General features: G+C 63.2%; 13 protein-coding genes. 9 read left to right on the top strand and 4 right to left on the bottom strand.

All coding sequences use genetic code 11. The features are described from left to right. Positions 1-61: 61 nt before the first annotated feature. Positions 62-1,510 (bottom strand): M48 family metalloprotease, encoded by a 1,449-nt coding sequence (locus DU505_RS08340; RefSeq protein ID WP_114478529.1) that lies wholly within the window; start codon positions 1,508-1,510, stop codon positions 62-64. A gap of 143 nt (positions 1,511-1,653) precedes the next feature. Between DU505_RS08340 and DU505_RS08345 the strand changes: the two genes are divergently transcribed. Continuing rightward, a complete protein-coding gene (locus tag DU505_RS08345) occupies positions 1,654-1,902 on the top strand; it encodes a sulfurtransferase TusA family protein (RefSeq protein WP_114478530.1) in 249 nt (82 codons plus the stop codon). Further along, on the top strand, positions 1,899-3,002 hold the full coding sequence (locus DU505_RS08350) for an AI-2E family transporter (RefSeq protein WP_114478531.1): 1,104 nt from the start codon (positions 1,899-1,901) through the stop codon (positions 3,000-3,002). The genes DU505_RS08345 and DU505_RS08350 overlap by 4 nt, the downstream gene beginning before the upstream one ends. Positions 3,003-3,057: 55 nt before the next feature. Here the strand turns inward: DU505_RS08350 and DU505_RS08355 are convergent, their stop codons facing one another. Next, on the bottom strand, positions 3,058-3,534 hold the full coding sequence (locus DU505_RS08355) for a peroxiredoxin (RefSeq protein ID WP_114478532.1): 477 nt from the start codon (positions 3,532-3,534) through the stop codon (positions 3,058-3,060). 179 nt (positions 3,535-3,713) lie between these two features. Between DU505_RS08355 and dapA the strand changes: the two genes are divergently transcribed. The 4 genes from dapA to purC are packed head-to-tail and all read left to right on the top strand — an operon-like array spanning position 3,714 to position 7,196. Then, positions 3,714-4,598, top strand: a complete 885-nt coding sequence (dapA, locus tag DU505_RS08360) for a 4-hydroxy-tetrahydrodipicolinate synthase (RefSeq protein WP_114478533.1) — start codon at positions 3,714-3,716, stop codon at positions 4,596-4,598. Positions 4,599-4,655: 57 nt separating this feature from the next. Continuing rightward, positions 4,656-5,624: an outer membrane protein assembly factor BamC gene (locus DU505_RS08365; protein ID WP_245947835.1), complete on the top strand. Its 969-nt coding sequence runs from the start codon at positions 4,656-4,658 to the stop codon at positions 5,622-5,624. Next, positions 5,624-6,439 (top strand): MBL fold metallo-hydrolase, encoded by an 816-nt coding sequence (locus DU505_RS08370; RefSeq protein ID WP_114478534.1) that lies wholly within the window; start codon positions 5,624-5,626, stop codon positions 6,437-6,439. The genes DU505_RS08365 and DU505_RS08370 overlap by 1 nt, the downstream gene beginning before the upstream one ends. Before the next feature lie 43 nt (positions 6,440-6,482). Then, the gene (purC, locus tag DU505_RS08375) at positions 6,483-7,196 is read left to right on the top strand and encodes a phosphoribosylaminoimidazolesuccinocarboxamide synthase (protein WP_114478535.1); all 714 of its coding nucleotides are present in this window, start codon (positions 6,483-6,485) and stop codon (positions 7,194-7,196) included. A gap of 90 nt (positions 7,197-7,286) precedes the next feature. Here purC and tsaA read toward each other — a convergent pair whose 3' ends face one another. Then, entirely contained in the window at positions 7,287-7,991 is a 705-nt protein-coding gene (gene tsaA, locus DU505_RS08380) for a tRNA (N6-threonylcarbamoyladenosine(37)-N6)-methyltransferase TrmO (protein WP_114478568.1), read from the bottom strand. Positions 7,992-8,119: 128 nt separating this feature from the next. Here tsaA and DU505_RS08385 point away from each other — a divergent pair, with 128 nt between their 5' ends. After that, positions 8,120-8,647 carry a GNAT family N-acetyltransferase gene (locus tag DU505_RS08385; RefSeq protein ID WP_114478569.1) on the top strand — a complete coding sequence of 176 codons (528 nt, stop codon included), beginning with the start codon at positions 8,120-8,122 and terminating at the stop codon, positions 8,645-8,647. A gap of 76 nt (positions 8,648-8,723) precedes the next feature. On the opposite strand, the gene nadC is transcribed toward DU505_RS08385, so the two are convergent. Further along, on the bottom strand, positions 8,724-9,578 hold the full coding sequence (nadC, locus tag DU505_RS08390) for a carboxylating nicotinate-nucleotide diphosphorylase (RefSeq protein ID WP_114478570.1): 855 nt from the start codon (positions 9,576-9,578) through the stop codon (positions 8,724-8,726). A 90-nt stretch (positions 9,579-9,668) separates the two neighbouring features. On the opposite strand from nadC, the gene ampD reads away from it, so the two are divergent. Together ampD and aceE are read left to right on the top strand one after the other, a co-directional pair. Continuing rightward, complete coding sequence (ampD, locus tag DU505_RS08395; protein WP_114478571.1) at positions 9,669-10,220, top strand: 1,6-anhydro-N-acetylmuramyl-L-alanine amidase AmpD; 552 nt, start codon at positions 9,669-9,671, stop codon at positions 10,218-10,220. Positions 10,221-10,576: 356 nt separating this feature from the next. Next, on the top strand, positions 10,577-13,249 hold the full coding sequence (gene aceE, locus DU505_RS08400; RefSeq protein ID WP_114478536.1) for a pyruvate dehydrogenase (acetyl-transferring), homodimeric type: 2,673 nt from the start codon (positions 10,577-10,579) through the stop codon (positions 13,247-13,249). The last annotated feature ends 19 nt before the right edge of the window (positions 13,250-13,268 follow it).

Below are 13,268 nucleotides of genomic sequence, written 5' to 3' on the forward strand. Positions count from 1 at the left end.
GCCAGTACGGTCTTGCAGCTGCCTCTGAGCCTGCGGTGCCGGGGACAGGCCAAAGCGGAGGTCAGAACTTCTCCATCGTCTCGCGATAGCCCACGAAGTCCTCGCGCCGCTGTGCGATGCGCGCCGCGGCGTTGCGATCGTCGCTTCGCTCGGCAACCTGCTTGGCTACGTCGAGTTGACGAATGGCCTGGTCGATGCTGCCGGTCAGCTGCATATGCTCGGCCCGGGCGAGATGTCCCCAGGCCTCGCGATTGCTGCGCCCGGCGGCTTCGGCGAGCAGGGTGAAGACTTGGGGATCCTCTGGGCGCCCTTCGGCCAGGTCGCGCAGGACGCGATACGCCTCGTTGGGGTCCCGTTGCAGCAGCGCTTCGCCCATGATGCGGGTGGTAGGCATGTAGCCAGGCATTAGTCTCAGCTGGCGTCGGCTCCGTTCGATGGCATCATCGTAGCGTCCGGCATCGAAGGCGACCTCCGCGGCGCTGGCGGGAATCATGGCGAGGTCGGGAAGCTCGCGGGACAGTCCATCCAAGGCGGTGAGCGCGCTGTCGGTATTGCCCCGCTGGGCTTCGAGCAGGGCGTCGATGTAGCGTCTGGCCGTATCCGGGGCGCGGTCCTGTGCCAGTCGAGTGACGGCCTGTTGTGGATCGCGCTGATGGATCGTCAGCAGGGCACGGGCGCGAATCAGGTGATACGTTGGCCCCTCATTGCGTGGGTCGGCCGCCTCCAACTGCGCGGCCCGCGATTCGGCGTCGCTGATGCGCGATTCGGTCAGCGGATGGGTGAGCAGGAACTCCGGTGGGTTGCCGCCCTGGAGGCTGGCCTGACGTTGCATGGCGCGGAACATGCGCACCATGGCCTGGGGGTCGAATCCGGCCTCTGACATGGCTTGCAGGCCGATGCGGTCGGCCTCCTGCTCGAAGCGCCGGGAATAGGTCAACTGATCCTGGATAAAGGCAGCCTGCGAGCCCATGGCAGCGGCGATGCCCGCATCGCCACCGCCGCTGGCGGCGATCAGCATGCCGGCCAGCATGGCCGCCATGGCGGGAATCTGGGTCTGGTCGGCGCGGGCCTGGCCGCGCGCATAGTGGCGTTGAGAGAGGTGGCCGAGCTCGTGGGCCAGCACCGAGGCAACCGCGTCCTCTTCGTCGGCGAAGGCGAACAGGCCGGCATTCAGGCCGATGACGCCGCCCGGCACGGCAAAGGCATTGAGGGTGCGACTATCCACCAGGGTCACCACCGTGCGGGGGCCATCGACACCGCTGTGGGGAACCAGGCGTGCCAGCAGTGACTCCACATAATGCTGGGCGATGGGATCCTGCCACTGAGGCGCGCGGGCGCGGAACTGGCGTAGCCAGGCACGGCCCAGGCGATACTCTTCACCGCTCACGGCCTGGCTGCCGGTCGTCAGGCTGGGAAGGCCATAGTCATCCGTGGCGCTAGCAGGACCGGTCAGGGCCAGTGCCAGCACCAAGGCGCTGCCGGTCAGGAAGGTACGGATGTTACGCGGCATGGCCAACCTCGTCATAATGGGCAGTCGAATGCCTATCCGACATTGATTCGACCTGTAAAGTGCCTTTAAATCTCAAGGGTTTTGACGTTCGCTGCAAGAGCGTTACCCATTTTGCGTCAACCAGTATTCTCCCGGGAGTTACCATGGCTGTGCAACCAGATGACGTGCTAGATGCCTGCGGCCTGCCGTGTCCGCTGCCGCTGCTGAAGGCAAAGCAGGCCCTGGCCAGGCTCGAGGCCGGACAACTGCTCGAGGTCATCGCCACCGATGCCGGGTCCTGGCGCGACTTCGAGACCTTCGCCGATCAGAGTATCCACGAGCTGGTGGAACGTGAAGAGCGGGGCGAGGTGTTTCACTACTGGATTCGCAAGGGCGAGGAGCCTGTTTCATGACCCTGCGGCAGGTTTTCAAGGGCTGGATTGACCACTATTTCTCCGATGAGGAGGCAGTGATCCTGCTGGTGGTGCTGATACTTGGCTTCGCGGTGGTGATTTTGTTCGGTCGCATGCTGGCGCCTTTTCTCACCGCCCTGGTCATTGCCTTTCTGCTGCAGGGCGGCGTCAATGCCATGACGCGGAGAGGCGTGCCGCATCTGCTGGCGGTGATCGTGGTGTTCCTGGGTTTCATCGGCATACTGCTGGCATTGGCCTTCATCCTGATGCCGCTGATATGGAATCAGCTGGTGAGCCTGGTCCAGGAGACGCCACGGATGTTCGCCAGCAGCCAGCTCTGGCTTGGCGAGCTGCAGGAGCGTTATCCCAACCTGGTTACGCCGGATCAGGTTCAGGAGTGGATCGGCGTCGCCGGGCGTGAGATGACGCAGTTTGGTCAGCGGATGCTGACACTGTCGTTGGCCTCGCTGGGCAATGTCCTGTCGTTGATCATTTACCTGGTTCTGGTACCCATCCTGGTATTCTTCCTGCTCAAGGATCGCGATCAACTGGTCGCTTTTTCACTCTCGCTGCTGCCACGTAAGCGTCATCTGATGACGCGTATCTGGCATGAGATGGACGCCCAAATCGCCAATTACGTACGCGGCAAGTTCATCGAGATCATCATCGTCGGAACCGTGGCGTTCTTCACCTTCGCCTTCTTCGGTCTGCCTTACTCGGCACTGCTGGCGGTGCTGGTGGGGTTCTCGGTGCTGGTGCCCTATATCGGCGCGGCTGTGGCGACGCTGCCTGTGGCGGCGGTGGCCGGTTTTCATTTCGGACTCAGCGATCAGTTCCTCTATGTTGTGATTGCCTATGGCATCATCCAGGCACTGGATGGCAATGTACTGGTGCCGATCCTGTTCTCAGAGGCGGTCAACCTGCATCCGGTGTCGATCATCGTGGCGGTACTCTTCTTCGGCGGCATCTGGGGTTTCTGGGGCATCTTCTTTGCCATTCCGCTCGCCACCCTGCTCAAGGCGCTGGTGTATGCCTGGCCGCGTGGCATCCAGCACTATCAAGCAGAAGGAAAAGGCGTTGAGGAGTGGGTCGAGGAGTGAGATGAGAGGTGAGAGAAGAGCGGTACCGCCCGGCACGCCGGGCGGACGCTGCCGTTCAACCGGTGGCATGCAGGGCCTGGGCGGCCTGGAGTACCTCATCGACATGGCCCGCGACCTTGACGCCGCGCCACTCCTGGGCCAGCTTGCCCTCGGCATCGATCAGGAAGGTGCTCCGCTCGATGCCCATGTGCTCCTTGCCATAGAGTTTCTTGAGCTTGATCACATCGAACAGCCGGCAGACGGTTTCATCCTTGTCGGATATCAGGTCGAAGTTGAAGGCCTGCTTGGCCTTGAAGTTCTCCTGAGCGCGAATGCCGTCGCGGGAGACGCCGAGGATGACCGTGTTGGCGGCCTCGAAGTCGCTCATGCGGTCGCGAAAGTCGCCGCCCTCGGTGGTACAGCCGGGCGTGCTGGCCTTGGGATAGAAAAAGAGGACCACTTGTCGACCCTTGAGGTCGCATAATGTGACGGTCGTATCGCCGGTGGCAGTGGCGGTGAAGTCCGGTGCGGGTTGGCCGAGGGCAAGCGTCATGACGGGGATCCTTGGTTTTGGTAAGGTCCTGATTACACGCAACCCCGTCCCGTCTGTCAAAGTCTCCGGCGCGTGCTGCTGTACAGCCTTCGACCGCCTGAGTACCATTTACCCTTTGCATCGAGGGGCCTGCTGACAATCGGCACCCGAGAGCGGCATGATCGGAGAGGAACGAGAGGATGATCACTGGCAGTATCGTCGCCCTGGCGACGCCGATGAAGGTCAATGGCGACATCGACTGGGAGGCGCTGCGCCGCTTGGTGAACTTCCACCTCGACAATGGCACCGATGGCATTGTCGCGGCCGGCACCACGGGTGAGCCTACTACCATGTCGTTTGCCGAACATTTCGACGTGATACGCACCGTGGTGGAAGAGGTCAATGGCCGTATTCCGGTCATCGCCGGTACTGGAGCCAATGCCACCTCGGAGGCCGTGGAACTGTCGCGCTATGCCAGCGAGGTTGGAGCCGACTACTGCCTGTCGGTGTGCCCCTACTACAACAAGCCGACCCAGGAAGGGCTTTATCAGCACTTCAAGGCGGTGGCCGAAGGCAGCCAGCTGCCGGTCATTCTCTACAACGTGCCGGGTCGCACCTGTTCGGATCTCTACAACGAGACCGTGCTGCGCCTGGCCGAAGTCGACAATATCATTGGCCTGAAGGACGCCACCGGGAACCTGGAGCGCGCCGAGGACCTGATCGGTCGTCTCAAGGGCAGCGGGTTCATGCTCTATTCCGGTGACGATGCCACTGCCTGCGACTTCATGCTGATGGGTGGCAATGGCGATATCTCGGTGACCGCCAATGTCGCGCCCAGGGCCATGCACGAGCTCTGTTCCGCCGCCGTGTCTGGCGATGCCGACAAGGCACACCAGATCAACACACGACTGATGCCGCTACATACCAATCTGGGCATCGAATCCAACCCGATCCCCGTCAAGTGGGCCCTGCACCGCATGGGGCTGATGGAGCCGGGTATTCGACTGCCGTTGACCTGGCTTTCCGAGAAGTACCACTCGACCGTGGGTGAGGCCCTGCAACTGGCCGGGGTGACAGACGACTGAGTTTGCGCCTGGACCCGATACCCGACGCCCCGATTAACACGATGCAAGGTGGACCGCATGAATTCTGCGCTGAAATGGATGCCGCTGGTGGCGGTTATCGCCCTGGCAACCGCTGGCTGCGCACGCGATGGCTTCTATGATGACCGTAACATCGACTATGTGGAGGCCCGGCGCAGTGCGCCCCTGGCCTTGCCGGAAGGCCGTAACGTACAGCGCTATCGGGACGCCATGCCGGTGCCGGAGGCCAGCGGCACGCTGCGCCCCAGCGATCGCTTTGACGCGCCTAGCCCCGAGCGCATGGTTTCCGGCAGTACGGTGGAACGGGATTACGTCGAGCGCCGCGAGATCGGCAGCGACCGCTGGCTGGTGATAGGCGCAGACCCCGGTGTGGTCTGGCCTCAGCTTCAGGATTTCGCCCGTGCCCGCGGCCTGCAGGTCCAGGGTAGTGACGATGCACGGGGAATACTGGAGACCGACCAGGGGCGCTTGAGCGTTCGCCAGGGGCTGCGAGCGGGTGACAGCGAGGTGCGCTGTGACCAGTCGGGCCGCCCGGTGGCTGCCTGCCTGGACGCCCTGGAGCAGCACTTCAGTGCGCGTAGCGCCACGGCCAGTGCCGCCTCCCTGGCCGGCCAGCAGATCGCCGAAGAGGATCGCCTGAGCCTGGAGCAGCGCAGCGATGGGGAATGGGTCGTTCAGATACCGCTGGATATCGATCGGGTCTGGGCCGAACTCAATCACCAGCTCGAAGCCGATTTCACCGTGGAGGAGCGCCGCGAGCTGCTCGAGCAGAATCCGCAGCAGCACGACTTCCTGATCAGCTACATGACCGTATCCGAGCGTGGCCGTGGAATGGTTCAGATCATCATGAGCCCGGATGTGCGCCAGATGCCGCAGGAAATTCGCCTGGTGCTGGAGTCCGCAGGGCCCGAGCGAACGGTGCTGCGCGCCATCAACGAGAGCGAGCGGCGCTTCACGGAAGAGGATGCCCGCGAGCTGCTGGAGCGGGTGGCAGGCCTGCTGCGCTGATGCCTCAGCCGCTTGCTGACCAGCTGCCATCGGTCGCCCCCCTGTCGGGGCGGCTGCGTTTTGCGTCACTGGGCAGCGGCAGCAAGGGCAATGCCACCCTGGTGAGCGACGGCGAGACCTGGGTGCTGGTCGACTGCGGCTTCGGCCTGCGCGAGACCGAGCGGCGACTGGCGCGACTGGATATCCATCCGCGCCAGCTGGATGCCGTGCTGGTGACCCATGAGCATGGCGATCACTTGCGCGGTGTGGGGCCGTTGGCACGACGCCATGGCGTACCGGTCTATCTGACACCGGGCACCTGGCTGTCCGGGCGCCTGGGCGAGGTGCCACAGCGGCACTGGATCACTCCCCAGTCGCGTTTCGCGATCAAGGGGCTGATCGTCGACCCGATCACGGTGCCTCACGACGCACGCGAGCCGATCCAGTTCCGTTTCGAATCCGCCGACCGCCGCCTCGGTGTGCTGACCGACCTGGGGCATGCCAGCGATCATGTGGCAGAGGCCTTTCGCGGCTGCGATGCACTGATACTCGAATGCAATCACGACCCGCACCTGCTGCAGACGGGACCGTACCCACCGTCACTCAAGCGTCGCGTGGGTGGCAAGTGGGGGCATCTGGCCAACGGCCAGGCGGCCACGCTGCTTGCCCGGTTGGGGTTGGACCGCCTGCAACGTATCGTCTGCTCGCACCTTTCCGAACACAACAACCGCCCCGATCTGGTGCTCGAGGCCTTGACGCCACTGCTCGATGGCGACGCCTCTCGTCTGACGATCGCCGCCCAGGACCATGGGCTGCAGTGGCAGACGATTAACTGAGCGCCCCTTTTTCGTCATGCGATAACCCTTTCTGGAGACCCCCATGGAAAAGCGTCACGAACTCTATGCCGGCAAGGCCAAATCGGTCTTTGCCACCGATGATCCGGATCGTGTGGTCCTGCAGTTTCGCGACGATACCAGCGCCTTCGACGGCGAGCGCATGGAGTCGCTGGCGCGCAAGGGCATGGTCAACAATCGCTTCAACGCTTTCATCATGGGCAAGCTGGAGGCGGCCGGCATACCGACCCACTTCGAGCAGTGCCTTTCCGATACCGAGAGCCTGGTCAAGACGCTCACGATGATCCCGGTGGAGTGCGTGGTGCGCAATATTGCCGCCGGTGGCCTTGTCAAACGCCTCGGCGTGGAGGAGGGCCGTGAACTCACGCCGCCCACCTTCGAGCTGTTCCTCAAGAACGACGCCCTGCATGATCCGATGATCAACGAGTCGCTGGCCGAGACCTTCGGCTGGGCCACGCCGGAGCAGCTGGCCGAGATGAAGGCATTGACCTTCAAGGTCAATGCGGTGCTCAAGCAACTCTTCACCGAGGGCGGCCTGCTGCTGGTTGACTACAAGCTGGAGTTCGGGCTGTTCAAGGGCGAAATCGTGCTGGGCGACGAGTTCTCACCGGATGGCTGTCGTCTGTGGGACGCCAAGACGCGGGACAAGATGGACAAGGACCGCTTTCGCCAAGGGTTGGGTGGCGTGATCGAGGCCTATGAGGAAGTGGGACGGCGGATTGGTGTCGACTTCACGTAGACATCAGATGCCACTGATCGGATGTGGCTGACAAAGCAGACGTAGCTGACAAAGGGTCCCGCGGGGCCCTTTGTCGTTGCCGGGAGCCGTTCAGGCCGGCACGATGTCGGCGACGCGAAACCTGGAGCCTTCCGCGTCGACCCGCACCTGGAAGCGGACGTCAACGTCACGCAGCTTGACGCCATAGACCCGTGCTTCGCCCTCCTTGCGACCCGCGCCGTGATAGGCGGGTCGCGGGTCCTGGGCCAGCACCTGAATGATCAGCTCGCGCAGCGAGTCGGCATCGGGCCGTGCTGCCAGGGCGGCTTCCGCGTCGCCCGAGAAGCCCACCGCAAACCGTGGCGGCGCCGCCGGTGCGAAACCGGCGCGGGCTTCAGGGCGTGATTCCGCCCAGGGCAGGTAGGGCTTGATGTCGAGCACCGGGGTGCCGCTGACCAGGTCGCAACCACGCAGCTCGAGGCATACTCCACCGCGGGTACGGATGTCGATCAGTTCCACCAGCGATAGTCCGAGTCGGTTGGGGCGGTGGGTGCTGCGGCTGGCGAAGACACCGACCCGAGTATTGCCTCCCAGTCGCGGTGGGCGTACCAGCGGCGTCCAGCGCCGATCGGGGCTAAGGTGGAAGATGAAGGTCAGCCACAGGTGGCTGAAGTCTTCCAGCCCGCGCACGGCGAGCGGGTCGTCGAAGGGGGGGGCCAGCACCAGGCTGGCACGGGCGGCCGTCGCCAGACTCGGCTGGCGGGGGATGCCGAACTTGTCGGGGAAATCGCTCGCGATATGACCGATGGGCTGCATCGGAAACTCGGCATCAGGCTGTGCAGGTGTCATGGCGGTGATTATGCCCACCATTGGCCGCGACGGCGAGCTTGTGTAACCTGCGTGCCGGGGTTATCACTCACAGCAGGAACCACAGGGTGGAAACGATGACGACCAACGATGCGCCATCGGCGCCTGCCCAATCCCCACGGATCATCTACCGCCAAGCCATGGCCCGTGACGGAGCCGACCAGGCCGAAGTTTTCCACCACGCCGTCATGCAGGGGGCAGCAGCCCACTACAGCGTGAAGCAGCGCGAGGCCTGGGCCAGCTCGCTGCCGCGCGAGGCGAGTGTCTGGGTGGCCCGCCAAGCGCTCTATACGACACTGGTCGCCGCCTGCGACGGACGTTGTGTGGGCTTTCTCGAACTGAGTGTCACCGACGCTCACATCAAAACGCTCTACGTCTGGCCCTCCCTGGCACGGCGCGGTATAGGCACGACCCTGCTGGTCCATGCCGGGAGACTGTTGCTGGAGAACGGGTGCGAGACAGCGACCATCGAGGCCAGCTTGACGCTGGCTGATAGCCTGCTTCATCGCGGCTGGCAGGATCGAGGCGAGGAGTGGGTGGAGCGTGGCGGTGAGCGTCTTCTGCGTCGACGGCTTGTGAAACGCCTGGTTGCCGTGGAGACCTGAGGTTGCTGCACAGGAAGTGCCCCGCGACGCCTTGCGGCCTAAACGGGGGCAAGGCGTCGCGGATGGGTGGGCACCGCTAGGTGTTGCGCAGGTCGACGATGCGCATCGATAGGTCTATGGCCTTGATGTCCTTGGTCAGGGCGCCGCTGGAGATGCAGTCGACGCCGGTGTCGGCGATGGCGCGCAGGGTGGTTTCATCGACGTTGCCTGACGCCTCAAGCGTGGCTCGTCCAGCGTTGCGCTTCACCGCCTCGCGCATGTCGTCGAGCGAGAAGTTGTCGAGCATCACGATGTCGGCGCCGGCGGCCAGGGCCTGGTCCAACTCTTCGAAGGTCTCGACTTCCAGTTCCACCGGCAGGTCGCTGGCAATACGGCGGGCAGCCTTCACCGCGGCTTCGATCCCGCCGCAGGCAGCGATGTGGTTTTCCTTGATCAGGAAGGCATCAAAGAGTCCGATGCGATGGTTGTGCCCGCCGCCACAGGTGACCGCATATTTCTGCGCCAGGCGTAGCCCGGGCAGGGTCTTGCGGGTATCGAGCAAGCGTACTCCAGTGCCTTCGAGCAGCTTTACGTAATGGCGGGTACGGGTGGCGGTGGCCGACAGTGTCTGCAACAGGTTCAGCGCTGCCCGCTCGCCGGTGAGCAGACTGCGGGCGGGCCCTTCTAGTTCGAGGAAACACTGGCCCGCTTCCAGCAAATCGCCGTCGGCGGCGCCCCAGTTCAGGCTGATGCTGGCGTCGAGACGGCGAAAGAGTTCCTCGACCCAGGCCATGCCGCAGAGGACCGCTGGCTCGCGGGTGATCACTCGGGCGCTTGCCCACTGGGTGTCGGGTATCAGCTGAGCGGTAATGTCGCCGGGGCCGACATCCTCTGTGAGCAGGTGAGCCGCGCGGGCGCGAATCTCTTCGACAAGGGCATCCTGATAATGCATGGCGGGCCTTTTCGGTTCATGGAGCGCATGGGCAAGGAGCTTGAAGACCGTCATTATAGGGAACTACGGCAAGTGCGTCAGGGGATCATGATGAGAATAGACAACGGCTGGTTACAGGGAGCGCGCCAGGTTTCGTCACCGAATCAGGACAGGCGGCCAGAGCACGAAATCTCGGTGCTGGTGCTGCATTCGATCAGCCTGCCTCCCGGTGAGTACGGCGGCGACCATATCGAGCGCCTGTTCACCAACCGTCTCGACCCCGAGGCACACCCCTACTTTGCGACCATCGCGGAACTGAAGGTGTCGGCCCACCTGCTGATCCGCCGCGATGGCGAGTGCGTACAGTTCGTGCCCTTCGATCGCCGGGCATGGCATGCCGGTCGCTCCTGCTGGATCGATGGGGGGCGAGCGCGACGTGCGCTCAACGATTTTTCCATCGGTATCGAGCTGGAAGGCGATGAGGTGAGCGCCTATCGGGAAGCTCAGTACCGGGCGCTGGCGCATACGGTGCAGGCGCTGATGGACGGCTACCCCGATATCACGCCGGGGCGCATCACCAGTCACGCGCGTGTTGCCCCGCTGCGCAAGACCGACCCGGGGCCTGCCTTTGACTGGGCCTATTTTCGCCACTGCCTATGCTGAGCGGATGACGCTGAACGAAACGGAAGTTCAGTGCTGACAGTCACCTGGATTGAATCATACGGTAGTTTTATTACACCGATGCCCCCGAGCCGAAGGCCAGTGAGGAGGGTGGCGTAAGAGGTTGTGTTGCAATGCAATGTCGTTGTTATGGAAACCTTTTCCATTCTATTTTAATTGGCAGAGAGCCCACTTTCCGGTATGTTCTACGCCATTAGTGGCATTCGACGTCACGTCGTTCTGTAAATTGACTACAAGAGCCGCCCGGCGGCCCGGATTTCCCTGATCGTCAGCAAGAACATGCCCCACTGATCGCTTGGGGGATTCCTGACATCACATTGTCACTCGGAGAGACGTCTATGAGTCTTGAGGCAAGAGAAGATTTCGATCCGGTCGAAACCACGGAATGGATGGATTCCCTGGAGTCGGTCCTGGATCGTGAGGGCGAAGACCGCGCCCGGTACCTGCTAACGCGCCTGGCTGACCGGCTACGCCGTGATGGAATGCAGGCTCCCTTCTCGGTGACGACACCGCATCGCAATACCATACCGGTGCATCGCGAAGCGCCGATGCCGGGCGATCTCTTCATGGAGCGCCGCATTCGCTCCCTGATTCGCTACAACGCCATCGCTCAGGTCATTCGCAACAACCGCGCCAACCCGGGGCTAGGCGGCCATATCGCCAGCTTCATGTCGGCAGCGACGCTTTACGACGTCGGCTTCAACCACTTCTTCCGCGCGCCCAACGGCGACTTCGAGGGCGACCTGGTCTATATCCAGGGTCACGTGGCGCCGGGCGTCTATGCCCGTGCCTACCTGGAAGGACGCCTCACTGAGGCGCAGATGGACAAGTATCGCCAGGAAGTCGACGGTGACGGTCTCTCCTCCTATCCGCACCCCTGGCTGATGCCGGACTTCTGGCAGTTCCCCACGGTGTCCATGGGCCTGGGGCCGATCCAGGCGATCTACCAGGCACACGTGATGAAGTACCTGGATTCGCGTGAACTCAAGAACATGTACGACCGCAAGATCTGGTGCTTCATGGGGGACGGCGAGTGCGACGAGCCGGAATCCCTGGGCGCCATCTCGCTGGCCGGCCGGGAAAAGCTCGACAACCTGATCTTCGTGATCAACTGCAACCTGCAGCGTCTCGATGGCCCGGTACGCGGCAACGGCCGGATCATGGACGAGCTCGAGGGCGTCTTCCGCGGCGCCGGCTGGAACGTGCTCAAGGTGGTCTGGGGCCGGCTCTGGGACCCGCTGTTCGAGAAGGACAAGAAGGGTATCCTGCAAAAGCGCATGGACGAGGCGGTCGACGGCGAGTACCAGAACTACAAGGCCAACGGTGGCGCTTACACCCGCGAGCACTTCTTCGGCAAGTACCCGGAGACCGCCGAGCTGGTCAAGGACATGTCCGACGAGGACATCTGGAAGCTGAACCGCGGCGGCCACGATCCCTTCAAGGTCTATGCGGCCTACAACGAGGCGGTCAACAACCCCAACGGCAAGCCCACCGTGATCCTGGCGCATACGGTCAAGGGCTACGGCATGGGTAGCGGCGACGGCGAGGCGGCCAACGAGGCACACCAGGTCAAGACCATGGAGTACGAGGCACTGCGCACATTCCGCGATCGCTTCGGTATCCCGCTGACCGACGAGCAGCTCAAGGAGGTGCCCTACTACAAGCCGGAGGACGACTCCCCCGAGCTCAAGTACATGCACCTGCAGCGCGAGCGCCTGGGCGGCTACCTTCCCCAGCGGCGCAGCGACTTCGAGGCGCTCGAGATTCCCTCGCTGGACGACAAGATCTTTGCCTCCCAGACCGGTGGTTCCAAGGGGCGGGAAGTCTCGACCACCATGTCGTTCGTGCGCATTCTCAACGGCCTGGTGAAGCACAAGGCGCTGGGCAAGCAGGTGGTGCCGATCATTCCTGACGAGGCGCGCACCTTCGGCATGGAGGGGATGTTCCGCCAGCTGGGGATCTACACCTCGGAAGGCCAGAAGTATGAGCCCGTCGACAAGGGCCAGATCATGTTTTATCGCGAGGACAAGCAGGGCCAGATCCTCGAGGAAGGCATCTCCGAGGCGGGTGCCATGTCGGCGTGGATCGCCGCGGCGACTTCCTACAGCAACAACAACCTGACGCTTCTGCCGTTCTATATCTACTACTCGATGTTCGGCTTCCAGCGTATCGGCGACCTGGCCTGGGCCGCCGGTGACCTTCAGGCGCGTGGTTTTATGGTCGGCGGTACCGCGGGCCGCACCACCCTGAACGGCGAGGGGCTGCAGCACCAGGATGGCCACAGCCATCTGCAGGCGTCCACCATCCCCAACTGCCGCAGCTATGACCCGACCTACGGTCATGAGGTGGCGGTGATCGTCCAAGACGGCCTGAAGCGGATGTTCGCCGACAAGGAGAACTGCTTCTACTACCTGACGGTGATGAACGAGAACTACGAGCATCCCGAACTCGACGAGTTGCCGACCGAGGACATCATCAAGGGCATGTACCGCCTGCGCGAGGTGAAAGGCGACAAGGGGCACGTGCAGCTCCTGGGTTGCGGCACCATCCTGCGCGAGGTCGAGGTGGCGGCACAGATGTTGGCCGACGAGTGGGGTGTGGGCTCCGAGATATGGAGTGTCACCAGTTTCAACGAGCTGCGTCGCGAGGCGCTGGGCCTGGAGCGTGAGGCGTTCCTGAACCCGGGCGACGAGCCCGCCAAGCCGCATGTCACCCGTTGCCTCGAGGGCCGCAAGGGACCTGTCATTGCCTCGACCGACTACATGCGCCTGTTCGCCGACCAGGTTCGTGCCTGGGTTCCGGCCGACTACCATGTACTAGGAACCGATGGCTATGGGCGCTCCGACACTCGCGAGAAGCTTCGCCATTTCTTCGAGGTCGACCGTTACTTCGTGACCGTCGCAGCACTCAAGGCATTGGCCGACCGTGGCGAACTCGACCGCAAGGTCGTCGCCGAGGCGATCAAGAAGTACGGCATTGATCCCAGCAAGCCTAATCCGCTGACCAGCTGATTCCGGTGGCCAGGCGGGC

It is taken from the genome of Billgrantia montanilacus (assembly GCF_003336675.1).
GTDB classification, from domain to species: Bacteria; Pseudomonadota; Gammaproteobacteria; order Pseudomonadales; family Halomonadaceae; genus Halomonas; species Halomonas montanilacus.